The organism is Pantoea sp. Lij88 (assembly GCF_030062155.1).
GTDB lineage: Bacteria > Pseudomonadota > Gammaproteobacteria > Enterobacterales > Enterobacteriaceae > Pantoea.
The window spans coordinates 3,200,585-3,223,906 of the sequence record NZ_CP118269.1; the positions used below are offsets into that span (position 1 = coordinate 3,200,585).

Here is a 23,322-nt window from a genome sequence, read left to right on the forward strand (position 1 = left end):
AACAGCGTCAGGCTATTAAAGCGTAAGGGTCTGGCGTGCAGCCAGTACTTCAGCATCAAGCAGCGCATTGCGTACGGGCGCAAAACTGCGACGGTGGTGCGGCGTGGCGCCATATTGCGTCAGTTTTTCCATATGCAGCGCCGTCGGATAACCTTTGTGCTGCGCAAAGCCATACTGCGGGAACAGCAGGTCCAGTTCGGCCATCTCACGATCCCGCGATACTTTGGCGATGATCGATGCCGCACTGATTTCGGCAACCAGGCTATCCCCTTTAACGACGGCCAGTGAAGGCATGGGCAGCGCCGGGCAACGATTACCATCAATCAGTACATAGTCGGGCTGAATACTCAGGCCAGCGACCGCGCGCTGCATCGCCAGCATGGTGGCGTGCAGGATGTTGAGCTGATCGATCTCTTCAGGTTCTGCACGTCCCAGACTCCATGCCAGCGCCTTCTCTTTGATTTCGTCATACAACGCCAGGCGGCGCTTCTCCGACAGTTTCTTCGAGTCAGCAAGACCGGTAATCGGGTTCGCCGGGTCGAGGATCACGGCAGCAGTCACCACCGCGCCAACCAGCGGACCGCGACCGACTTCGTCCACACCGGCAATCAGGCTGGCGACAGGATAGATAAAATCAGGCATTCACCAGCTCCAGTACCGCATCCGCTGCCTGCTCATCGGCGTTCCAGCGGATCTGTTGATGTAATTCATGAAACGTCTGCAGCAGGGTTTCGCGCTCAGGTCCGGCATGCAGCAGCGGATCTAACGCCGCTGCCAGGGCTTCAGGCTGACACTCATCCTGCAGTAACTCTTTGACCAGCTCCCGCCCTGCCAGCAGGTTTGGCAGCGAAACGTAGGGGGTTTTCACCAGCCGTTTCGCCAGCCAGAAAGTGGCCGGCTTCATGCGATAACCGACGACCATAGGGCATTTTGCCAGCATGCACTCCAGTGCGGCAGTACCTGACGCCAGGAGTGCGGCATCGCTCGCAATCATCGCTTCACGTCCCTGACCATCCAGCAGATGCATCGGCAGTTCAGGAGCGACGTCGGCTTTGATCTTCTCAAACTGTTCGCGGCGACGGGCATTAACCAGCGGCACCACGATTTCCAGCGCCGGATAGTGACGACGCAACAGTTGAGCTGTTTTCAGGAAATCAGCGCTAAGCATTTCCACTTCCGCACCACGGCTGCCGGGCAGCAGGGCCAGACAGAGCGCATCATCGGCAATGCCGAGATGACGGCGCGCAGCCAGTTTATCGGGTTGCAGCGGCATGGCATCCGCCATGGTGTGGCCGATAAAGCGACAGGGAACGTTATAGCGATCGTAGAAGGCTTTTTCAAACGGCAGGAAGGCCAGCACCAGATCGGTGTTACGACCAATCTTAAACACGCGCTTTTGCCGCCATGCCCACACCGAAGGGCTGACATAGTGGATAGTGCGAATGCCCGTGCGTTTGAGATTGCCTTCCAGCGTGATATTGAAATCGGGTGCATCAATGCCGACAAAGACATCGGGCCTGAGTTCGGTAAAGCGCCGGGTGAGATCGCGGCGGATTGTCAGCAGACGTCGCAGGCGACCCAGCACCTCGACGATGCCCATCACTGCCAGCTCTTCCATCTCATACCAGGCTTCGCACCCTTCAGCCTGCATCAGTGGTCCCGCCACGCCGACAAAGCGTGCATCAGGATGACGGGCTTTCAGGGCACGAATGAGACCTGCACCAAGAATATCGCCGGAGGTTTCTCCGGCGACCAGGGCAATCGTTAAAGGACGCGCTGACATGGATTAACGAATTAATCCACGGGTTGAACGGGTGAAGAAGTCGTAGAAAGGCTGCACTTCGCTGTGCTGCTGCGCGATGGCTTCGATTTCCGGCTTCACTTCTTCCAGCGTTCTGCCGCTGCGATAGAGCAGCTTGTAGGCATTGCGAATGGCGTGCAACGACTCTTTGCTGAAGCCACGGCGCTTAAGACCTTCAATATTGATCCCGAACGGCGTCGCGTGGTTGCCCTGCGCAATAACGTAAGGCGGCACATCCTGCGCCACGCCGGAACAGCCACCTACCATCACGTGAGCACCGATGATGCACCACTGATGTACCGCTGTCATGCCGCCAATAATGGCGAAATCATCGACCGTCACGTGACCACCCAGGGTGGCGTTGTTGGCGAAGATACAGCGGTTGCCAATCACGCAGTCATGCGCAATGTGGACATTCACCATCAGCAGATTATCGCTGCCCACGGTGGTGACATGGCCACCCTGCGTGGTGCCGCGATGAATCGTCACGCTTTCACGGATGCGGTTGCGATCACCGATCTCAACCCGTGTTGGCTCACCGGCATATTTCAGATCCTGATTCACTTCGCCAATGGAGGCGAACTGATAGATCTGATTATCTTTACCGATACGCGTGTGGCCGTTCACCACAACGTGTGACTTCAGTACTGTTCCTTCACCGATCTCTACATTCGCGCCAATAAAGCAAAACGGGCCAATGTGAACGCGGGCGCCAATGATAGCGCCCTCTTCGATGACAGAACTGGGATGGATAGTGGCGGTTGGATCAATCACGAATTATGCCTCCCGGCTGCGGGCACACATCATGGTCGCTTCACAAACGATTTTACCGTCCACAGTCGCCACGCCTTTAAAGCGGGTCAGACCACGGCGGGTTTTCTCGAAAGTGACTTCCATGATCATTTGGTCGCCTGGTACCACAGGGCGCTTGAAGCGGGCACTGTCGATACCGGCAAAGTAATAGAGTTCGCCTGGCTCCAGTTTACCTACGCTTTTAAACGCCAGAATACCGGTGGCCTGCGCCATCGCTTCCAGGATCAGAACGCCAGGAAAAATCGGTTTACCAGGGAAGTGCCCCTGGAAAAACGGTTCATTAACAGAAACGTTCTTCACTGCACGCAGGTATTTGTGCTCTTCAAATTCGAGCACGCGATCTACCAGCAGAAACGGATAGCGGTGCGGCAGCAGCTCTAAAATCTCTTCAATTTTCAGAGTATGAGTTTCAGTAGTCAAAATACTCTTCCTGTCCTAAAAATCTGATGACATCAATAACACGGCCTGCACAGATCAAAATGATCTTCCGCAGGCCGCAAATAGGTACTGTGGCGCCGGGCTTCCCTGCTTAACATTTTTATTATGAAAGCCGGTCAGTTTTGGGATGGCGGTTAGTCGTCTTTGCCGACCTTGCGCTCGATGGCTTTTAAGCGTTTGCTCATATCATCGATGTTCATCACCAGCGCTGCAGTTTTACGCCAGGTTTTGTTGGGTTGCAGCGGAATGCCTGACGAATAAACGCCTGGCTCTGTGATAGGACGCATGACCATACCCATACCGGTCACCGTTACTTTGTCACAGATTTCCATATGGCCGTTAATGACGCTGGCACCGCCAATCATACAGTAACGTCCAATTTTCAAACTACCCGCCATGATCACACCGCCTGCAACCGCAGTATTGTCACCAATAACTACGTTGTGAGCGATCTGGCACTGGTTGTCTATGATAACACCATTGCCGATCAGAGTGTTATCAAGCGCACCGCGATCGATGGTGGTGCAGGCACCTATTTCGACGCGATCGCCGATAATTACCGCGCCTAACTGCGGGATTTTCACCCAGTTACCGCGATCGTTGGCATAACCGAAACCATCAGAACCGATCACGGTACCTGACTGAATCAGACAATCCTGGCCGATTTCGATCTCATGATAAACCGAGACGTTGGCCCAGAGACGGGTTCCGCTGCCGATACGGGTTTTTTTGCCAACAAAACATCCTGCACCAATCACCACGTTGTCGCCCAGCTCAACGTCCGCTTCGATCACGGCATTGGCGCCAATGGCGACGTTGCTCCCGAGTCGGGCTGAGGGGTCGATCACCGCGCTTGGGGCGATATTTTGCGCTGGCTGTGGGGTGGTATCGAGTATTTGTGCCATACGCGCATAGGTCAGGTAGGGGTTTTTCACCACCAGCGCTGCGGTATTGCACCACTCCAGATCCGCTTCCGTCAGCACCACGGCTGAGGCCTTAATCAGGGCGAGTTGCTCGCGGTAACGGCTGTTTGCAAGAAAAGTGATTTGACCAGTTGTGGCGGATTGCATAGAAGCAATGCCGGAGATGACGATATCGCCATCTCCGTGCAATTCTGCATCCAACTGCTGGGCTAAATCAGCCAGTCGAATAGATGACATGAATTATTTAACCTGTTTCAGCACGTCAGCAGTGATGTCTTTTGCGTTTGAAGCATAAGCCACCGCGTTAGCGTCGATCACGACGTCATAACCATCGCTGTCAGCGACTTTCTTAACGGCATCCTGAATACGGCTCAGCAGCTTGTTACGCTCTTCCATCTGACGACGGCGATTATCCTGCTCAAAAGCCTGCGCTTTTGAAGAGAAAGCTTCACGCTGAGACATGACATCTTTTTCCATACGGCTGCGTTCGCTAGCCTTCATGGTAGAACCGTCACGCTGCAGACGCTGCATTTTAGTCTGCAGATCGCGCTCCTGGCTCTGCAACTCAGTTGCACGGCCTTTGAACTCGTTTTCCAGCTGTTTAGCAACAGTCGCACGTTGCGGTAACTGTTGGAAAATGCTGGACACGTTTACCACTGCAATTTTGTCGGCAGCCTGAACACCAGCGGAAACCGCTAAAGCAAGACCCAGACCTGCGGCACACAACAACTTTTTCACTATAAACTCCTTACCATCAACGTTTGTGTCAGCGACACAGTGTTTGCCCCGGAACAGCAACAGGTGCTGCCCGGCAGCAATACTTCAGCTATGCATCCTTGCTCAGAACATTACCAGGTTTTACCAATGTTAAACTGGAACTGCTCTGACTTGTCTCCATCGACTTTCTTAAACGGCTGGGCGTAAGAGAACACCAGCGGGCCGAGCGGTGACATCCACTGCAGCGCAACACCGCTTGATACACGAATGTTGTTTGGATCGCTGTAGTCAGGAATGCCTGCCGCACGCGTTTCCGCCGTATTTTCCCAATGGGTATCCCACGCGGTACCGGCATCGACAAACACCGAGGTACGAACGGAGTTAGCATACTTCTCGCTCAGGAACGGCGTTGGCGTGATCAGCTCAAGGCTGGCAATCGCCATGGCGTTACCGCCCACCGCATCGTCAGACTTACAGACGCCATTTGGATCAGCAATCCGGCAGTTCGACGAGTTGTTATTCAGGTAGGCTGCTTTCGGTCCAATGGTATTGGACTGGAAGCCACGAACCGTGCTTGAACCACCGGCGTAGAAGTTCTCATAGAACGGCATCTCTTTGCCGCCGAGTCCATCGCCATAACCGACGCGACCACGACCCAACAGCACCCAGGTCCGATCCTGGTTAATCGGCACATATTGCTGAGTATCCAGCGTGGCCTTATAGAAGCTGTTATCCGAACCTGGAATCGTCACCTTACCATTCAGGTTGGTGCGGTTACCGGATGTCGGGAAGAAGCCGCGGTCCAGAGTGTTGTAAGTCCAGCCGTAGTTAAAGGTGAAGTCATCTGCTGAGAACTCGCCTTTATCATCGATCTGCTGCGGCTTACCAACCGAGTCAAGATAACGCCACATCGCAACCTGCGGCTGCATGTTTGACAGGTCATTGTGGACATAGCCCAGACCCACACGCAGGGTGTTGTTTTCGTTAACCGGGAAGCCAAGCGTGCCATCCAGACCATAACTTTTGTTGGTATAGTCAGAGAGGTCCGCATTATCCGCTTTAAAGTCGTTGTAGAACAGACGACCACCCAGACTCACACCGTCAACGGTGAAGTAAGGGTCAGTAAGCGAGAATTCAGCATAGGTCTGGTAATCGTTTTTGGTCCCGCTGATGCCCACGGTATTACCGGTGCCCAGCCAGTTATCCTGCGTTACCCCAACCTGGAAGCTCACACCACTTTCGGTGCCGTAGCCGACGCCGAAGTTGAAGGTACCGGTGTTACGCTCTTTAACCTTGTAGACCACATCAACCTGGTCCGGTGAACCTGGCACACGCTGCGTATCCACATCGACGGTTTCAAAGTAGCCGGTGCGGTTCAGACGCTCTTTACCCTGTTCAACCAGATCGCTGCCCAGCCACGCGCCTTCCATCTGACGCATTTCGCGACGTAACACCGAGTCTTTAGAGGTGTCATTACCTTCGAAACGGACGTTACGCACGTAGTAGCGGTTACCCGCATCCACGTTGATGTGCAGTTTTACGGTTTTGTCGGCGTCGTTGATTTCTGGCTGCGTTGCGACACGCGGATAGGCATAGCCGTAGCGGCCCAGCAGTTTCTTGATGTCATCTTCCATCTTCGTGACTTTGGCGCCGTTATAGAGCTCGCCTGCCGGAATTTTGGTCAGATGTTCAATTTCTGCGGAATGGCCCGCCATGCTGCCATTGACGATCACGCCAGCGATTTTGTACTGGTCACCTTCGGTGATATTTACCGTGATGTAGATGCCTTTTTTATCAGGCGTCAGGCTGACCTGCGTCGAATCGATGTTGAAACGTGCATAGCCGCGATCCAGATAGAAGCTGCGCAGGGTTTCGAGGTCACCCGCCAGTTTCTGTTTCTGATATTTACGATCGCCGACGACGTTCCACCATGGCACTTCATCGCGCAGCTGGAAACGGGAAATCAGTTCATCGGAGCTGAAGGCTTTATTACCGACGATGTTGATCTGCTGAATTTTGGCAGAGACACCCTCAGTAAAGACCAGCTTCAGATCAACACGGTTACGTGGCAGTGGCGTGACCACGGCTTTCACGTTAGCGGTATATTTACCTACGCTGTAGTAGAAATCCTCAAGTCCCTTCTCGATAGAAGAGATAGTGGTTCGGTCCAGCGCTTCGCCGACCCGCACGCCTGAGGCTTCCAGATTTTGTTTGAGCTGATCCTCTTTCACCGCTTTGTTACCGGTGAAGGTAATGCTGGCAATGGTAGGACGTTCTTTGACCTGGACAATCAGCGTTGTACCGTCTCGCAGGACCTGAACATCCTCAAAGTTGCCAGTAGCGAACAGCGAGCGAATGGTATTTCTGACATCATCGTCATTCACCGTATCGCCAACCCGTACTGGCATGCTCAGCAGAGCCGCGCCGACGGCGACTCGCTGCAGCCCTTCGAAATGAATATCCTTCACCACGAAATCGTCTGCACCGTAAACGGTGGCGCTGCTAAACAGCAGCGACGCTATGAGCAACTTTTTCATCGCCATCGTTGTTATGCGTTTTCCTAACACATCCCTCGAATGTTCGCGTTCCAGCGGTTACAAACGTGAGAAATCATTGAAAAGTGCAAGCCCCATTAACAGCACCAGCAAAATCGAGCCGATGCGATAACTAAAGTCCTGAACTCGCTCGGACACCGGTCCCCCTTTGATCTTTTCGATCGCAAGGAAGAGCAAGTGCCCACCATCTAAAACCGGCAGAGGGAACAGGTTGATGATGCCCAGGTTGACGCTAATCAACGCCAGGAACATCAGGTAGTAAATCAACCCGTACTCTGCTGACAACCCTGCACCCTGCGCAATCGAAATTGGCCCGCTCAGGTTGTTCAGCTTCACATCACCGGTTATTAACTTGCCCAGCATGGAAACGGTGAGCTTCATCAGCTGCCAGGTTTTTACACTGGCCTCACCGATTGCCGCAAACGCGCCATACTGTCTTACCGTCTTGTACTCTTCAGGCAGCGGAACAATACGCGGAATCACTCCCGCAAAGCCCGCTTTACCGCCATCTTTCGCTTCTGGCGTCATCGTCAGCGCAATGGAATCACCGCCGCGATCTACCTCAAGCGCCATGCTTTTGCCGGGGTTATCCCGGACCTGCGTGACAAAAGTCTGCCACTGCGATAATGGCTGACCATCGACTTTAACGATCCTGTCGCCTGCTTGCAAACCGGCTTCACTGGCTGGCGAGTTCGCCTGCACTTCTGCCAGTGTGGTCTCAATTTGCGGACCGCGTGGCTGAATCCCTAATGCGACGACCGGATCCTGCTTATCAGGCTCAAACTGCCAGTTCCGCAAATCCAGCTGTTTCTGCTGGGTCGCGTCCTCGCCAAATCGGGCCACGGTTAACGTGGTGCTGCTGTCGCCGATTTTACCCACCAGCGCCATACGCACAGCATCCCAGTCAGGCGTTTCGATACCGTCAACAGCCTTAAGTTCCATGCCGGGCGTAATTTGAGCTTCTGCAGCAACCGAACCGTTTAAAATTTCACCGATTACCGGGCGCACACCGGGCACGCCGTGAATAAATACAACCCAGTAGGCGAAGATGGCAAAGATGAAGTTTGCGACAGGACCTGCCGCAATGATTGAGGCGCGCTGCCAGACGGCTTTGTTATTAAAAGCCTGATGACGCAGCTCCGCGGGCACGCTTTCGACGCGTTCATCAAGCATCTTAACGTAGCCGCCGAGGGGAATCAGTGCGATGACAAATTCGGTGCCGTGGCGGTCACGGCGCTGCCAGAGCGACTTACCAAAACCAATGGAAAAGCGCTCAACTTTGACGCCGCAGCGACGCGCGACCCAGAAGTGGCCAAACTCATGAACGGTAATCAACACGCCCAGCGCAATGATAAAGGCGAAGAAACTCCAGATTATGCTCAACATCTTTGCCTGTCCTTAAAGGGTGCGGAACACCAGCAGCAATAAACAGGCAAACACCGGCACCGCCGCAGTCAGACTATCAATGCGATCAAGCATGCCGCCATGACCGGGGATCAGATTGCCACTGTCTTTGATGCCCGCTTCACGTTTAAACATACTCTCAGTGAGATCACCCAGCACGGAAGCCAGTGTTGCGATAACCGCGCAAATCACCAGCGTGCCGGTTGAGACCGTCAGCGGAGCCAGCGAGGCAAACAGCAGCGCAATCAGCGCTGAAGAGACCAGACCGCCCAGGAAGCCTTCCCAGGTTTTGCCTGGTGAGACCTTCGGTGCCAGCTTGTGCTTGCCGAACATCTTGCCAAACATATAGGCACCGGAATCCGCGCCCCACACCAGCAGCAATACAAACAGCAGCCACCAGGCACCGGCGAAGTGGTCGGTTTCATAGTGATACTGGCGCAGCGCCACCATGCCCCAGAAAAAGGGCACCAGCGTTAATACGCCAAAGAGTAAGCGAAGTGGACGCGAATGGCGCCAGAAGGCCGCAGAAGCGGGATAGGTGAGCACCAGCAGCAGTGCAACGACCCACCACACCAGCGACGCCCAAAGCGATATCGCGATCTGTGGCAGATGCACCGTGTGTTGATAAGGTGGCAGCGTAAACTGCATCAGCGCCAGCAGCAGACCACAAAGTACAGCCAGCCAGACGCGCTGTTGCCGTGATGCCATACCTGCAAACTGACCCCATTCCCAGGCTGCCAGCATGCAGATAACGATGGTTGTAAGGGCAAAGCCAACAGGCGGTAACCAGAACAGTGCAGCTATTACCAGCGGAATTAATATCAACGCGGTAATCAGACGAGACTTCAGCAAAGGTTACCCCCAGATTGCTCAGGCGCCGCCTGGTGCAGCGCCGCCAAAACGACGCTCCCGCAGAGAGAATGCATTCAGTGCACCTTCAAAAACGTGTTCATCGAAATCCGGCCAGAGCACATCGGTAAAATAGAATTCAGCATAGGCAATCTGCCACAGCAGGAAGTTGCTAATCCGATGCTCTCCCCCGGTCCTTATCACTAAATCCACTGGCGCCAGCTCCTGCATACAGAGCTGCGACGTCAGGCTCTCTTCGGTAATCTGATCAGGTCGCAGTAATCCTTCCTGAACCTGTTCAGCCAGTTTTTTCACGCCTTCGATAATATCCCAACGGCCGCCATAGTTGGCAGCAATGTTGAGCGTCAGGCCACTATTATTTGCGGTCAGCGTCTCAGAACGGCGAATACGTTCCTGAATACGCGGGCTGAAACGGCTGGTATCGCCAATGACGCGTAAGCGAACATTGTGTTTGTGCAGGCTCTTCACTTCACTATCCAGTGCCCAGACAAACAGTTCCATTAACGCGGTGACTTCCTGCGCCGGACGGCTCCAGTTTTCACTGCTGAAGGCGTAAAGCGTCAGGGCTTCAAGATTGTTACTGACCGCAAAGCTGACGGCACGGCGTACCGATTTAACGCCCGCTCTGTGGCCTGAAATTCGCAATTTTCCCTGATTTTTGGCCCAGCGACCATTGCCATCCATGATGATAGCGACGTGGCGCGGACCGTTTCCCTGCTGGTCATCAGTGTTGTTTTGATTGTTAGACGACATAACGCTTAACCAATTCCTTTCATCAGAAATGCTGTGGTTTCTGAATACATTGCGCCCGATTCAAATCCCGACACACTCTCAGTGCCGGGCCACACCGAATTCGGTGACAGACCGTGAAACGCGAGCCAGCGACTATACCATTTTCACCTGAAGCGAACAAATGGCCTCATAACGATCGACATCATGACGTGAAGCGGGGCAACATTTCTGTCGCCAGCGCGCGCGCAGTGCGATCGATTTCAAGGACAGCGTCCACCGAATCCGGCTCCGGACACACTTGTGCCGCCATCACCGCACTATTAAGCGAGGCAATGTCGGTGAAGCGGATCTGGTGATTCAGGAAAGCCGCGACGGCAACCTCATTGGCAGCATTCAGCGTGGTGGTCGCCGCCTGCCCTGCGTCACAGGCATCGATGGCCAGTTTCAGACAGGGGTAGCGACTAAAATCAGGTTCTGCAAAAGAGAGCGCCGACATGCGGGTAAAATCAAGCGGCGTCACACCTGCATTGATCCGCGCAGGCCAGGCCATGCTGTGGGCAATGGGCGTACGCATATCGGGAGAACCTAACTGAGCCAGCACGCTGCCATCGCAGTATCGCACCATGGAGTGAATCACCGACTGCGGGTGAAGGATCACTTCCATCTGCGCTGCGCTGGCATTAAACAACCAACGGGCTTCAATGTACTCAAGACCTTTATTCATCATGGTGGCCGAATCGACAGAGATTTTTCTCCCCATCGACCAGTTCGGATGCGCACAGGCCTGATCCGGCGACATGGCGCTAAGATCCGCTAAATCTGTGTCACGAAAAGGACCACCCGATCCCGTAAGGATAATCGACTCAATGCCATTATCCCGCAGGTCAGCGTAACCTAACTGATGCTGGATGGTAGCGGGTAAACTCTGAAAAATGGCGTTATGCTCGCTGTCGACCGGTAGTAACTGAGCGTTATGATGACGCACCGCCTCCATAAACAAACGGCCGCAGGTGACAAGCGATTCTTTGTTGGCCAGCAGCACCGTTTTGCCGGCGCGAATCGCCGCCAGCGTCGGCAGCAACCCTGACGCGCCGACAATGGCCGCCATCACCTGATCCACTTCATCCAGTGCGGCCAGCTCACAGGCTGCCTGAACGCCGGAGAGCACTTCAGTATTGACGCTGATTGCTCTCAGTCGCTCACGCAGCGCAGCGGCGGATGCCTCGTCTGCCATACAGGCGTAGCGCGGCGTAAAGACCGCACACTGTTCGGCCATCAGCGCCACGTTATGGCCGGCGACCAGCGCCGTAATCTGATAAAGCGCCGGGTTGGCGCGAACCACCGCCAGCGTACTGGTGCCGATCGAGCCGGTGGATCCCAGCAGAGTTAATCGCTTCATGAGGCTATCCGTGTGAAGTCAGCGTGCCGACAGGCACAATGTAAAACGCCGCCAGATGTCGCATTCATACGAATACCTCTCTGTACGGCGTTTTGTCCGGCAGTGATGGGATTAGAAATCCATCAGCTCCGTCTCTTTTTCTGACAGTGCAGCATCAACTTTCTTGATGTACGCATCAGTCATTTTTTGTACTTCATCCTGCGCACGACGTTCGTCGTCTTCGCTGATCTCTTTATCTTTCAGCAGCGCTTTGATTTTATCGTTGGCATCGCGACGGACGTTACGTACCGACACACGGCCCTGCTCGGCTTCGCCGCGCACGATTTTAATCAGATCTTTACGACGCTCTTCTGTCAGCGCAGGCAGCGGAACACGAATGTCGGTACCGGCTGAACTTGGGTTCAGACCGAGATCGGACTTCATGATCGCTTTTTCAACTGCCGCACTCAGTGAACGATCAAACACGTTGATTTTCAGCGTGCGTGAATCTTCCACAGTGACAGAAGCCAGCTGACGCAGTGGCGTCGGCGTGCCGTAATATTCGACGACGATGCCGTCAAGCAGCGAAGGTGAAGCACGACCGGTGCGCACTTTGCTGATGGTAGTTTTGAATGCTTCAACGCATTTTTCCATGCGCGTGTCAGCATCTTTTTTGATGTCGTTAATCACGTTGAAACCCTTGGATTCGGTTTGACCTGGCCAGTTCCGGCATAACCGGAAGCGGGATCGATAATCATCGATAATCCTGACTGGTGCGCGATGCATTATCATCGCGCTGACAGAATATACCTTATTTTATCTCGCCTCGGGTATTAATGCGTAATCAGGGTGCCTTCTTTTTCACCCATCACTACGCGACGCAGTGCGCCAGGTTTATTCATGTTGAAAACACGGATAGGTAATTTGTGGTCTCGTGCCAGGGTAAAGGCCGCCAGATCCATCACTTTCAGCTCTTTATCCAGGACTTCAGCATAGGTCAGCTGATCATACAGCGTCGCGTCCGGGCTTTTCACCGGATCGGCAGAGTAGACGCCATCAACTTTGGTCGCTTTCAGCACCACGTCCGCTTCGATCTCAATGCCGCGCAGACACGCCGCAGAGTCGGTGGTGAAGAACGGGTTGCCGGTACCGGCAGAGAAGATCACCACGCGGTTGTTACGCAGCAGGCTGATCGCTTCTGCCCAGCTGTAGTTGTCACAGACGCCATTCAGTGGAATCGCTGACATCAGGCGTGCATTCACATAGGCGCGGTGCAGTGCATCACGCATCGCCAGGCCATTCATCACGGTCGCCAGCATACCCATGTGGTCACCCACGACGCGGTTCATACCCGCCTGCTGCAGGCTCGCGCCACGGAACAGGTTCCCTCCGCCAATCACTACGCCAACCTGGATGCCCAGTTCAACCAGCTCTTTTACCTCTTGTGCCATGCGGTCAAGCACACTCGCGTCGATACCAAAACCTTCAGCGCCTTGCAGGGCTTCGCCGCTGAGTTTAAGCAGGATACGTTGATAAACAGGTTTTGCGTTGGTCGCCATGGTCAGTTCTTCCTGGAAGATTGGGTGTAAAGGAGAAGTAAATTCTGATCGATCATCCGCTTACCGCAAAGAAAATGCTATTGGGATGAAACTGAAAACGTGTCGTCTGTTGCGATTCACAGACAAAAAAGAACCGCCATCTGGCGGTTCTTTCAGAGCATTAAGACTGTTTGGACATTGCTGCAACTTCTGCAGCGAAGTCAGACTCAACTTTCTCGATGCCTTCACCCACTTCGAAGCGGATGAAGTTGATTACGTCAGCGCCCTGCTCTTTCAGAGCCTGGCCAACGGTTTTGCTTGGATCGATAACGAAAGCCTGACCTGTCAGAGAAACTTCGCCGGTGAATTTCTTCATGCGGCCTTCAACCATCTTCTCTGCGATCTCTTTAGGCTTGCCAGACTGCATCGCGATGTCCAGCTGAACCTGGTACTCTTTATCAACCACTTCTGCAGAAACGTCTTCTGGCTTAACGAATTCAGGCTTGCTTGCGGCAACGTGCATAGCGATCTGTTTGATCAGATCTTCGTTAGCGCCTTTCGCTGAAACCAGAACGCCGATACGTGCGCCGTGCAGGTAGCTGCCCAGCTCTGCGCCTTCCAGGATTGCAACGCGACGGATGTTGATGTTCTCACCGATTTTAGCAACCAGGGCAACGCGCTCTTCTTCGAACTGCGCTTTCAGAACGTCAACGTCGGTTACGCGATTTGCTGCAGCCGCTTCCAGAACTTTGTCTGCGAACGCCTGGAAACCGCCATCTTTTGCTACGAAGTCAGTCTGGCAGTTAACTTCCAGAATCACGCCGTAGTCGCCAACGATCTTGGTTTTGATTACGCCATCAGCAGCAACGTTGCCTGCTTTTTTCGCTGCTTTGATTGCGCCAGACTTACGCATGTTCTCAATCGCCAGCTCAATGTCGCCGTTCGCTTCAGTCAGCGCTTTTTTGCAATCCATCATGCCAGCGCCAGTACGCTCGCGCAGTTCTTTTACCAATGCAGCGGTAATGTCAGCCATTCCAGAATCCTCGGTTCGTGCCTGTGTACGTTTGCACCAGCAGACACTTATTTGCGGAAAATTTACTCTGTCCCGCCGTCCGGTTGGGGGGCGTGACAGACTTAGATAAAATAAAGGGGCCAGTATAGGCCCCTTACAGATCACATCTGAATGCTAAGGGCTCTTATGCAGAGCAAACCTTATTAAGCGTTTTCTAAAGACGCTTCTTCAGCTTGCTCAGCCAGGTCCTGAGAGCGGCCTTCGCGAACGGTAGTCGCAACGGCAGTCAGGTACAGGTTTACAGCACGGATCGCATCGTCGTTACCTGGGATAACGAAATCAACGCCATCTGGATCTGAGTTGGTATCAACGATAGCAAATACCGGGATACCCAGGTTGTTTGCTTCTTTGATTGCGATGTGTTCGTGGTCAGCATCAACAACAAACAGTGCGTCTGGCAAACCGCCCATGTCTTTGATACCGCCCAGGCTGTTTTCCAGCTTGGCCAGCTCACGCGCACGCATCAGCGCTTCTTTTTTGGTAAGTTTGTCGAAAGTACCATCCTGAGACTGAATCTCCAGATCTTTCAGACGCTTGATTGACTGACGCACGGTTTTCCAGTTAGTCAGCATGCCACCCAACCAGCGGTGGTTTACGAAGAACTGGTCGCAGCTCAGTGCAGACTCTTTTACTGCCTGGGCAGCAGCGCGCTTAGTACCGACCATCAGGATCTTACCTTTACGGGAAGAGATCTTGTTCAGTTCAGCCAGAGCTTCGTTGAACATAGGTACAGTTTTTTCCAGGTTGATGATGTGAACCTTGTTACGTGCACCAAAGATGAATGGCTTCATTTTTGGGTTCCAGTAACGGGTCTGGTGACCGAAGTGAACACCAGCCTGGAGCATGTCGCGCATGGAAACAGTTGCCATGATAAAACCTCTAAAGTTTGATTGGGGTTGGGCCTCCATGTATCCCATACGACCGACCTCTTTCAAGGCACCCCGGCGTATGTGTCGATACATGTGTGTTTTATTACACATAATGAGAGTTATGCGTTTCCTGCTGACCGAACCGGCCATACAGAGAATCGTCGGCGCGCTTTATATCACAAACCGCCCAGGTACGCCAATAAATGATCGCTGACGAGCGCCTGCGCGTTCTCTATTTGGCAGCCCATTTGCTGGCTGCTAACATGACAGCACAGAACTTATTATTGTCGAAAATTTCGACAACTGCGGATTAATTTAATGGCAATTTCAATTAAAACCCCTGAAGAAATCGAAAAAATGCGCGTCGCGGGCCGCCTCGCCGCCGACGTGCTGGAGATGATCGAGCCTCATGTTAAACCGGGTGTGACCACCGGTGAACTGGACCGCATCTGCCACGAACACATCACGCAGAAGCAACAGGCCGTCTCCGCCTGCCTCGGCTATCACGGTTTTCCGAAGTCGGTCTGCATCTCCGTTAACGAAGTGGTGTGCCACGGAATTCCCAGCGATGATCGCCCGTTAAAAGATGGCGATATCGTTAATGTCGATGTCACCGTCATCAAAGACGAGTACCACGGCGATACCTCAAAGATGTTTATCGTCGGCAAACCCACTATTCAGGGCGAACGTCTGTGCCGCGTTACGCAGGAGAGCCTCTATCTTTCCCTGCGTCTGATTAAGCCCGGCATCCGCCTGCGTGAGCTGGGGCGTGCTATCCAGAAGTATGTTGAAGCGAACGACTTCTCTGTCGTACGTGAATATTGCGGTCACGGCATCGGCAAAGGTTTCCACGAAGAGCCGCAGGTGCTGCATTACGATGCCGATGACAGCGGCGTTGTGCTGCAGGCGGGCATGACCTTCACGGTAGAACCGATGGTCAATGCCGGGGATTACCGCATCCGTACCATGAAAGATGGCTGGACGGTAAAAACCAAAGATCGCAGCTTGTCCGCGCAGTATGAGCATACTATTGTGGTGACGGAAAACGGCTGTGAGATTTTAACCCTGCGCAAAGACGACACGCTGCCTGCTGTGCTCGTCGCCGAAGGGTAATTCCCCAAAACAGATCAAGCCGGCGCTGAGCCGGCTTTTTTTGGCTAAAAAAGAGAAGAGCTGCATGAGCGTGAGTCTGTCGGAAGATGTGAAGAACGGTCTGGTCGATTCGCCAGCCGAATGGGGCGACGATCAACTGACCCGCGACATTCTGAAGCCGCGGCTGGAGCAGTTTCAGCAGCATCTGGCTGCCGCATTTGATGCCGGTGAACCCGTTGAGCCGCTGATAGATGCCCGCACGCTGTTTATCGATCGGCTGCTGCGTCGCCTGTGGCGCTTCTTTGGCTTTGATGAGATGCCGTCTATCGCGCTGGTCGCCGTGGGCGGCTATGGCCGTGCCGAACTGCATCCCCTCTCTGATATTGATGTCCTGATCCTCAGCCGCCAGCCGCTGAATGAACAGGCGGCGCAGCGTACCAGCGATCTGTTAACGCTGATGTGGGACCTCAAGCTGGAAGTGGGCCACAGCGTCCGCACGCTGGAAGAGTGTCTGCTGGAGGGGCTGTCTGATCTGACCGTGGCCACCAACCTGATTGAGTCACGGATGCTGACCGGCGACGTAGCGCTGTTTCTGGAATTACAGAAAAACATCTTCAGCGACGGTTTCTGGCCCTCATCCGTCTTCTTCGCCGCCAAAATTGAAGAGCAGCAGGAGCGTCACACGCGTTACCATGGCACCAGCTATAACCTGGAGCCGGACATTAAAAGCAGCCCCGGTGGCCTGCGCGACATCCATACGCTGCAATGGGTTGCCCGACGCCATTTTGGTGCCACCACGCTGGATGAGATGGTCGGCTTTGGTTTCCTCACCGACGCAGAGCGCGGCGAACTCAACGAATGTCAGGAGTTTCTCTGGCGCATCCGCTTTGCCCTGCACCTCTCCCTGCCCCGCTACGATAACCGCCTGCTGTTCGATCGCCAGCTCAGCGTGGCGCAGCGCCTGAATTACCAGGGCGAAGGCAATGAGCCGGTCGAGCGAATGATGAAAGATTTCTATCGCGTCACCCGGCGTATCGGCGAACTGAACCAGATGCTGCTGCAGCTGTTTGATGAGGCGATTCTGGCGCTCTCCACCAGCGAGAAGCCCCGGCCTGTTGATGACGATTTCCAGCTGCGTGGCGATTTAATCGACCTGCGCGACGAGACGCTGTTTACACGCGAACCGCAGGCGATTCTGCGCATGTTCTACGTCATGGTGCGGAACGACAGCATCAAAGGGATCTACTCCACCACCCTGCGTCATCTGCGCCATGCGCGTCGTCACCTCAAACAGCCGCTGTGTCAGATCCCGGAGGCGCGTCGCACCTTTATGTCGATTCTGCGCCATCCGGGCGCGGTCAGCCGGGCGCTGGTGCCGATGCATCGCTATAGTGTGCTGTGGGCTTACACGCCGCTGTGGGGCCATATCGTCGGACAGATGCAGTTCGATCTGTTTCACGCCTACACCGTGGATGAGCACACCATTCGCGTGCTGCAGAAGCTGGAAAGCTTTGCCAATGAAAGCACCCGTCCGCAGCACCCGCTGTGCGTCGAGTTATGGCCGCGCCTGCCGCAGCAGGAGCTGCTGCTGATGGCCGCGCTGCTGCACGACATTGCCAAAGGACGCGGCGGCGATCACTCTATTCTCGGCGCGCAGGATGCACTCGATTTCGCTGAAATGCATGGCCTGAATTCGCGTGAAACGCAGCTGGTGGCCTGGCTGGTTCGTCATCATCTGCTGATGTCGGTAACGGCGCAGCGGCGCGATATTCAGGACCCGACGGTGATCCAGCAGTTCGCCGAAGTGATGCAGAATGAGAACCGGCTGCGCTATCTGGTTTGTCTGACCGTAGCCGACATCTGCGCCACCAACGAAAGCCTGTGGAACAGCTGGAAGCAGAGCCTGTTGCGCGAGCTGTTTTTCGCCACCGAGAAGCAGCTGCGACGCGGCATGGAAAACAGTCCGGATCTGCGTGAGCGGGTGCGTCATCACCGTCTGCAGGCGCTGGCGCTGCTGCGGATGGACAACATTGATGAAGAGCGTCTGCATCAAATCTGGAATCGCTGCCGCGCCGACTACTTCCTGCGCCATACGCCAAATCAGATCGCGTGGCATGCCCGCCACCTGCTGGTTCACGATCTGACAAAGCCGCTGGTGCTGGTCAGCCCGCAGGCCACGCGCGGCGGGACCGAAATATTTATCTGGAGTCCCGATCGCCCGCATCTGTTTGCCGCCGTCGCCGGAGAACTCGACCGCCGCAATCTCAGCGTTCACGACGCGCAGATCTTCACCAGCCGCGACGGCATGGCCATGGATACCTTTATTGTGCTGGAACCGGATGGCAGCCCGCTCTCCCCGGATCGCCATCCGATGATCATTCAGGCGCTGGAACAGGCGATTACTCAGTCAGACTGGGTGCCGCCGCGTACCCGTCGTCCGTCGGCCAAACTGCGGCATTTCAGCGTGGATACCGAGGTCAATTTCCTGCCAACACATACCGACCGTCGCAGCTACCTGGAACTGGTGGCGCTGGATCAGCCGGGCCTGCTGGCAAGGGTCGGCGAAGTCTTTGCCGACTTAGGTGTTTCACTGCACGGCGCACGCATCAGCACTATCGGCGAGCGGGTCGAAGATTTGTTTATTCTGGCCAACAGTGAACGTCAGGCGCTGGACGAAGAAATGCGCAAAGCGTTGCAACAACGGTTGACAGAGGCCCTTAATCCAAACGATAAAGTGTGACCAGACTCGATTTGTAAACATTAATCTCTTTACTTGTGTCGGGCGATTGCCCGGCATCGCACATGACAGATCAGGAAAAAAATATGCAACAGTTACAGAGCGTTATTGAATCCGCCTTCGAACGTCGCGCTGACATTACCCCTGCCAGCGTTGACAGCGAAACCCGTGATGCCATCAACAAGGTGATCTCCCTGCTGGACAGCGGTGAGCTGCGTGTTTCTGAGAAGATCGACGGCGAGTGGGTAACGCATCAGTGGCTGAAGAAAGCAGTGCTGCTCTCTTTCCGCATCAATGACAATCAGGTAATGGAAGGTTCAGAAACCCGCTTTTACGACAAAGTGCCGATGAAATTTGCCGGCTGGGATGACGCGCGTTTCAAAGAAGCCGGTTTCCGCGTCGTGCCGCCTGCGGCTGTGCGTCAGGGTGCCTATATCGCCCGCAACACGGTGCTGATGCCTTCTTACGTCAACATCGGCGCCTTCGTGGATGAAGGCACCATGGTGGACACCTGGGCGACCGTCGGTTCCTGTGCGCAGATTGGTAAAAACGTTCACCTTTCCGGCGGCGTGGGTATCGGTGGCGTGCTGGAGCCGCTGCAGGCCAACCCGACCATTATCGAAGACAACTGCTTCATCGGCGCACGTTCTGAAATCGTTGAAGGCGTGATTGTTGAAGAAGGCTCAGTGATCTCAATGGGCGTTTACATCGGTCAGAGCACCAAAATCTATGACCGCGAGACCGGCGAAGTGCATTACGGCCGTGTTCCTGCCGGTTCCGTCGTGGTCTCCGGTAACCTGCCGTCTAAAGATGGCAGCTACAGCCTCTACTGCGCCGTGATCGTGAAGAAAGTGGATGCGAAGACGCTCGGCAAAACCGGTATCAACGAACTGCTGCGCACCATCGACTGATTTAGATGACGGGCTGGTTTCCAGCCCGTCATCTTTTCTTTACAGTGATTCTCAAATAACATGCTTCGCGCCGCGAATTAACTGGTGCGTTTAGTTTTCATCCAGGTCATAATCCGCGCCAGTTAAATCCTGTCGCGCAATGTTCATCCCGCTTATTTATGTCTACAGTTGACGGACGTCATGAACAAGTCTGCGCGCTTCTCACTTTTGATGGAAACAACGCTATGTATGACAATCTGAAAAGCTTAGGTATCAGTAACCCGGACGACATTGACCGCTACAGCCTGCGTCAGGAAGCCAATAACGACATTCTGAAGATCTACTTCCGCAAAGATAAAGGCGAGTTTTTCGCGAAGAGCGTTAAATTCAAATATCCGCGTCAGCGCAAAACCGTTGTTGCCGATCACGCGACGCAGGGCTACAAAGAAGTTCAGGAAATCAGCCCGAATCTGCGTTATGTCATCGATGAACTGGACCAGATTTGCCAGCGCGACCAGGTTGAAGTGGATCTGAAACGCAAAATTCTGGATGACCTGCGTCATCTGGAAAGCGTGGTTTCCCACAAGATCACTGAAATTGAATCGGATCTGGAAAAATTAACCCGTAACAGCCGTTAATTTCCTGCCCGATGAGAGAGGCCAGCGTTGCTGGCCTTTTTTATGCCAAAAATCTACCCGCTACCCCTGCTCATCCAGCTGCAAAGCCACATAGAGCAACAGCCTGTCATCAAAATGACCCAGATTCAGCCCCGTCAGTTCAGAGATCCGGTTCAGCCGGTACTCCAGCGTATTGCGATGGATAAACAGCGCACGCGCGGTGGCGCTCGGCTGGACGTTGTGGGTGAACCAGGCGATTAGCGTGCGCCGCAGCAGGCCGTTGTTATCCATGCTCTTAAGCTTCGCCAGCGGCCGGGCGAGTTCATTGGCCTGCCAGCCACCCCGCAGGCTGTCGAGCAACACAGGCAGCACCAGATCCTGATAAAAATAGCTGCGCACCTCCGGCATCCGCTGCTTGCCCACCATCATCGTGGTGCGCGCCGTCCGGTATGAGCGAGCGATGCTGCCTGGCCCGGTAAAGAAGTTACCCAGCGCGATTCGCATCCGCAGATGACCGCTCTCTTTCATCCGCTGCAGCAACTGCTCGACGCGGCGGCGATGATCATCCTGATCGTAACGTCCGTGCCCGTTCAGGGCCGGTTTCAGCACCACCATTTCGGTCAGTGACACAATCGCGATCAGATTATCGCGCTCCGGCGTGGTCAGCAGCGTCTGCAGCTGCTGTAACTCTGACATCGCACTGTCGACGCCGAGCTGACCGCTATCCACCTCTACTACGGCGACCACACGCGGCTGGTTAAGATCGATGCCTAGCCGCTGTGCCCATTCGGTCAGCTGTGGCGACAGGGTATCGCTGCGGATCAGATTCAGCACCAGCTCTTCACGCAGACGACTGTCCTGCGCCAGCATATGCAGCAGCCGCGCCTGCTCCAGCATCATCTCTGCGGTCATGCAGACCAGCTCGCCATAGTGCCGCAGCGCCAGCGGCTCGCCGGTCAGACCTATCACCCCCACGATGTCACCATCAATACGCAGCGGCAGATTAATGCCAGGCCGCACGCCATGAAGATGTTTCGCCACCGCCTCATCGATGTCGACGATGCGCCCCTGTGACAGCACCAGCAGCGCACCTTCGTGCAACTCCCCAATGCGTTCCCGGTCACCGCTGCCAATAATCCGGCCGCGCGCATCCATCACGTTGACATTGCTGTCAATAATTTTCATGGTGCGCGCCACGATATCCTGGGCCAGCCGGGCATCAAGGTGATAGGTAGCCATCCATTACTCCTGAAAAGAGGGGGGAGAAACAGAATACGCATGCACCGCGCGCAGAACATTGTGCAATTGCACAGAGCCGGGCAGTCATTTACCGAATTTGCGGTGAGTATCACACTCTGATGTGGCTGAAAGCAGGCATAAAAAAGGCGGACCGTAGTCCGCCTCTTCATCAGTTGCCGTGCAGTTACTGCATCAGCAGATAGATGCTGCTGTCACCGCGCTTCACATTCAGCGCCAGAACGGCGGGCTTGGTGTCGAGGACTTTGCGCAGCTCACCGAGGTTGGTTACCGGCTGCTGGTTAACCCCCTGGATCACGTCACCCTTTTTCAGGCCGATACGCGCCGCAGCACTGCCTGCTTTCACGTTATCCACGCGAACACCTTTATCACCGGTTTCAACATTGCTGAGGTCAGCGCCTTCGATACCGTTGTAGATGGTGGCGGACTGCACTTTCGCCTGGCTGCTCTGCTGCAACTGAACAGAGACATCGACCGGTTTGCCGTCACGCAGCAGGCCCAGTTTCAGGGTGGTGCCAACCGGCAGTGAACCGACTTCTGCACGCAGCGAAGCAAAGCTGCTCAGCGGTTTGCCGTTCATCGAAACAATCACGTCACCCGCTTTGATCCCTGCTTTAGCGGCCGCAGAGTCTGGCAGCACCTGGCTGACAAAGGCACCGCGCTGTGCATCGACTTTCATCGCTTTTGCCAGCTCGGAGTTCAGTTCAGTCCCCTGTACACCCAGCTCACCGCGTTTCACCTGACCAAATTCCACCATCTGCGCCGTCAGGTTTTTCACCATATTGCTCGGGATAGCAAAGCCGATACCGATGTTGCCGCCATCCGGCGCCAGAATGGCGGTGTTAATCCCGATCAGTTCACCGTTCAGGTTAACCAGCGCGCCACCAGAGTTACCGCGGTTAATCGCCGCATCCGTCTGGATAAAGTTTTCGTAGTTTTCTACGTTCAGGCCGCTGCGTCCCAGCGCTGAGACGATACCGGAAGTCACGGTTTCACCCAGACCATACGGGTTGCCGATCGCCACGGTGTAATCGCCGACGCGCAGATTGTCAGAATCAGCAATTTTCACTGCGGTCAGATTTTTGGCTTCCTGCAGCTGAATCAGTGCAATGTCAGAGCTGGGATCTTTACCGATCACTTTTGCGTCATAGCGACGACCGTCGCTGAGCTGCACCTGAATTTTGGTGGCGTTGTTCACCACGTGGTTGTTGGTGACCACGTAGCCTTTTTCAGCATTGATGATCACGCCCGATCCCAGAGCACGGAATTTTTCCTGCTGAGTATCAGGGGCTGGCGCGCCGCCATTCCCGCCCGCACCGTCACCGCTCTGACACATCGGTGAACCCTGGAACGGAGATCCGTCCTGGCAGAAGGGCGAATTGTCGCCAAAGAATTGCTGGAACTGTTGCGGCATGCGCGGCGTTTTCACCGTGGTGGTGCCCTCGACGCTGATACTGACCACAGACGGCATCACTTTTTCCAGCATGGGTGCCAGACTCGGGAGTTGCTGGCTATCGGAAGAGGCCGTTTGCGCAGCGGAAACAGTAACAGGGGCGAGCGCCATGCTCAGGCTTAACGCAAGCGCACTTAACACTAAAGTCTTTTTTTTCATTTTTCGT

Annotated in this window: 21 protein-coding genes; 4 read left to right on the top strand and 17 right to left on the bottom strand. The window is 54.6% G+C overall.

The window, feature by feature from the left end; translation table 11 throughout:
• Positions 1 to 15 precede the first annotated feature (15 nt).
• The 15 genes from rnhB to rpsB all read right to left on the bottom strand — a co-directional run bounded on the left by rnhB (position 16) and on the right by rpsB (position 15,110).
• Positions 16 to 642, bottom strand: a complete 627-nt coding sequence (gene rnhB, locus PU624_RS18915) for a ribonuclease HII (RefSeq protein WP_283546193.1) — start codon at positions 640 to 642, stop codon at positions 16 to 18.
• Positions 635 to 1,783, bottom strand: coding sequence for a lipid-A-disaccharide synthase (gene lpxB / locus PU624_RS18920; protein WP_283546194.1), 1,149 nt, complete (start codon positions 1,781 to 1,783; stop codon positions 635 to 637). Before lpxB ends, rnhB begins: the two co-directional genes overlap by 8 nt.
• Positions 1,784 to 1,786: 3 nt before the next feature.
• Complete coding sequence (gene lpxA / locus PU624_RS18925; RefSeq protein ID WP_003852636.1) at positions 1,787 to 2,575, bottom strand: acyl-ACP--UDP-N-acetylglucosamine O-acyltransferase; 789 nt, start codon at positions 2,573 to 2,575, stop codon at positions 1,787 to 1,789.
• A 3-nt stretch (positions 2,576 to 2,578) separates the two neighbouring features.
• Positions 2,579 to 3,034: a 3-hydroxyacyl-ACP dehydratase FabZ gene (gene fabZ, locus PU624_RS18930; protein WP_003852639.1), complete on the bottom strand. Its 456-nt coding sequence runs from the start codon at positions 3,032 to 3,034 to the stop codon at positions 2,579 to 2,581.
• Positions 3,035 to 3,186: 152 nt separating this feature from the next.
• Complete coding sequence (lpxD, locus tag PU624_RS18935) at positions 3,187 to 4,212, bottom strand: UDP-3-O-(3-hydroxymyristoyl)glucosamine N-acyltransferase (protein WP_090964414.1); 1,026 nt, start codon at positions 4,210 to 4,212, stop codon at positions 3,187 to 3,189.
• A 3-nt stretch (positions 4,213 to 4,215) separates the two neighbouring features.
• Positions 4,216 to 4,713 carry a molecular chaperone Skp gene (gene skp / locus PU624_RS18940; protein WP_003852644.1) on the bottom strand — a complete coding sequence of 166 codons (498 nt, stop codon included), beginning with the start codon at positions 4,711 to 4,713 and terminating at the stop codon, positions 4,216 to 4,218.
• A 110-nt stretch (positions 4,714 to 4,823) separates the two neighbouring features.
• Complete coding sequence (bamA, locus tag PU624_RS18945; protein WP_283546195.1) at positions 4,824 to 7,235, bottom strand: outer membrane protein assembly factor BamA; 2,412 nt, start codon at positions 7,233 to 7,235, stop codon at positions 4,824 to 4,826.
• A gap of 51 nt (positions 7,236 to 7,286) precedes the next feature.
• On the bottom strand, positions 7,287 to 8,633 hold the full coding sequence (gene rseP, locus PU624_RS18950) for a sigma E protease regulator RseP (protein WP_283546196.1): 1,347 nt from the start codon (positions 8,631 to 8,633) through the stop codon (positions 7,287 to 7,289).
• 12 nt (positions 8,634 to 8,645) lie between these two features.
• Positions 8,646 to 9,503, bottom strand: a complete 858-nt coding sequence (gene cdsA / locus PU624_RS18955) for a phosphatidate cytidylyltransferase (RefSeq protein WP_283546197.1) — start codon at positions 9,501 to 9,503, stop codon at positions 8,646 to 8,648.
• A gap of 18 nt (positions 9,504 to 9,521) precedes the next feature.
• Positions 9,522 to 10,274 carry a (2E,6E)-farnesyl-diphosphate-specific ditrans,polycis-undecaprenyl-diphosphate synthase gene (ispU, locus tag PU624_RS18960; RefSeq protein ID WP_090964404.1) on the bottom strand — a complete coding sequence of 251 codons (753 nt, stop codon included), beginning with the start codon at positions 10,272 to 10,274 and terminating at the stop codon, positions 9,522 to 9,524.
• A gap of 181 nt (positions 10,275 to 10,455) precedes the next feature.
• Positions 10,456 to 11,652 carry a 1-deoxy-D-xylulose-5-phosphate reductoisomerase gene (gene ispC / locus PU624_RS18965; RefSeq protein WP_283546198.1) on the bottom strand — a complete coding sequence of 399 codons (1,197 nt, stop codon included), beginning with the start codon at positions 11,650 to 11,652 and terminating at the stop codon, positions 10,456 to 10,458.
• A 111-nt stretch (positions 11,653 to 11,763) separates the two neighbouring features.
• Positions 11,764 to 12,321, bottom strand: coding sequence for a ribosome recycling factor (frr, locus tag PU624_RS18970; protein ID WP_283546199.1), 558 nt, complete (start codon positions 12,319 to 12,321; stop codon positions 11,764 to 11,766).
• A gap of 143 nt (positions 12,322 to 12,464) precedes the next feature.
• A complete protein-coding gene (gene pyrH, locus PU624_RS18975) occupies positions 12,465 to 13,190 on the bottom strand; it encodes a UMP kinase (RefSeq protein WP_013356840.1) in 726 nt (241 codons plus the stop codon).
• Between the two features lie 160 nt (positions 13,191 to 13,350).
• Positions 13,351 to 14,202, bottom strand: coding sequence for a translation elongation factor Ts (tsf, locus tag PU624_RS18980; RefSeq protein WP_283546200.1), 852 nt, complete (start codon positions 14,200 to 14,202; stop codon positions 13,351 to 13,353).
• Positions 14,203 to 14,384: 182 nt separating this feature from the next.
• Positions 14,385 to 15,110 (bottom strand): 30S ribosomal protein S2, encoded by a 726-nt coding sequence (gene rpsB / locus PU624_RS18985; protein ID WP_283546201.1) that lies wholly within the window; start codon positions 15,108 to 15,110, stop codon positions 14,385 to 14,387.
• 318 nt (positions 15,111 to 15,428) lie between these two features.
• On the opposite strand from rpsB, the gene map reads away from it, so the two are divergent.
• From map to PU624_RS19005, 4 genes are all read left to right on the top strand, one after another.
• Positions 15,429 to 16,223 carry a type I methionyl aminopeptidase gene (gene map / locus PU624_RS18990; protein WP_283546202.1) on the top strand — a complete coding sequence of 265 codons (795 nt, stop codon included), beginning with the start codon at positions 15,429 to 15,431 and terminating at the stop codon, positions 16,221 to 16,223.
• 64 nt (positions 16,224 to 16,287) lie between these two features.
• Positions 16,288 to 18,942, top strand: a complete 2,655-nt coding sequence (gene glnD / locus PU624_RS18995) for a bifunctional uridylyltransferase/uridylyl-removing protein GlnD (RefSeq protein ID WP_283546203.1) — start codon at positions 16,288 to 16,290, stop codon at positions 18,940 to 18,942.
• A gap of 83 nt (positions 18,943 to 19,025) precedes the next feature.
• Positions 19,026 to 19,850, top strand: a complete 825-nt coding sequence (gene dapD, locus PU624_RS19000; RefSeq protein WP_283546204.1) for a 2,3,4,5-tetrahydropyridine-2,6-dicarboxylate N-succinyltransferase — start codon at positions 19,026 to 19,028, stop codon at positions 19,848 to 19,850.
• 224 nt (positions 19,851 to 20,074) lie between these two features.
• Positions 20,075 to 20,467 (top strand): DUF3461 family protein, encoded by a 393-nt coding sequence (locus tag PU624_RS19005; protein WP_008925632.1) that lies wholly within the window; start codon positions 20,075 to 20,077, stop codon positions 20,465 to 20,467.
• 60 nt (positions 20,468 to 20,527) lie between these two features.
• Here PU624_RS19005 and PU624_RS19010 read toward each other — a convergent pair whose 3' ends face one another.
• Together PU624_RS19010 and degP are read right to left on the bottom strand one after the other, a co-directional pair.
• Entirely contained in the window at positions 20,528 to 21,685 is a 1,158-nt protein-coding gene (locus PU624_RS19010) for a CdaR family transcriptional regulator (protein WP_136197969.1), read from the bottom strand.
• A 184-nt stretch (positions 21,686 to 21,869) separates the two neighbouring features.
• Entirely contained in the window at positions 21,870 to 23,315 is a 1,446-nt protein-coding gene (gene degP / locus PU624_RS19015; RefSeq protein ID WP_283546205.1) for a serine endoprotease DegP, read from the bottom strand.
• Between the last annotated feature and the right edge of the window lie 7 nt (positions 23,316 to 23,322).

Coding starts and splice junctions, on each gene's coding strand:
- map (WP_283546202.1), top strand. CDS start 15,429: ATGGCAATTTCAATTAAAACCCCTGAAGAAATCGAAAAAATGCGCGTC.
- ispU (WP_090964404.1), bottom strand. CDS start 10,274: ATGTCGTCTAACAATCAAAACAACACTGATGACCAGCAGGGAAACGGT.
- rnhB (WP_283546193.1), bottom strand. CDS start 642: ATGCCTGATTTTATCTATCCTGTCGCCAGCCTGATTGCCGGTGTGGAC.
- rpsB (WP_283546201.1), bottom strand. CDS start 15,110: ATGGCAACTGTTTCCATGCGCGACATGCTCCAGGCTGGTGTTCACTTC.
- pyrH (WP_013356840.1), bottom strand. CDS start 13,190: ATGGCGACCAACGCAAAACCTGTTTATCAACGTATCCTGCTTAAACTC.
- lpxD (WP_090964414.1), bottom strand. CDS start 4,212: ATGTCATCTATTCGACTGGCTGATTTAGCCCAGCAGTTGGATGCAGAA.
- tsf (WP_283546200.1), bottom strand. CDS start 14,202: ATGGCTGACATTACCGCTGCATTGGTAAAAGAACTGCGCGAGCGTACT.
- rseP (WP_283546196.1), bottom strand. CDS start 8,633: ATGTTGAGCATAATCTGGAGTTTCTTCGCCTTTATCATTGCGCTGGGC.
- degP (WP_283546205.1), bottom strand. CDS start 23,315: ATGAAAAAAAAGACTTTAGTGTTAAGTGCGCTTGCGTTAAGCCTGAGC.
- bamA (WP_283546195.1), bottom strand. CDS start 7,235: ATGGCGATGAAAAAGTTGCTCATAGCGTCGCTGCTGTTTAGCAGCGCC.
- dapD (WP_283546204.1), top strand. CDS start 19,026: ATGCAACAGTTACAGAGCGTTATTGAATCCGCCTTCGAACGTCGCGCT.
- PU624_RS19010 (WP_136197969.1), bottom strand. CDS start 21,685: ATGGCTACCTATCACCTTGATGCCCGGCTGGCCCAGGATATCGTGGCG.
- glnD (WP_283546203.1), top strand. CDS start 16,288: ATGAGCGTGAGTCTGTCGGAAGATGTGAAGAACGGTCTGGTCGATTCG.
- ispC (WP_283546198.1), bottom strand. CDS start 11,652: ATGAAGCGATTAACTCTGCTGGGATCCACCGGCTCGATCGGCACCAGT.
- PU624_RS19005 (WP_008925632.1), top strand. CDS start 20,075: ATGTATGACAATCTGAAAAGCTTAGGTATCAGTAACCCGGACGACATT.
- lpxB (WP_283546194.1), bottom strand. CDS start 1,783: ATGTCAGCGCGTCCTTTAACGATTGCCCTGGTCGCCGGAGAAACCTCC.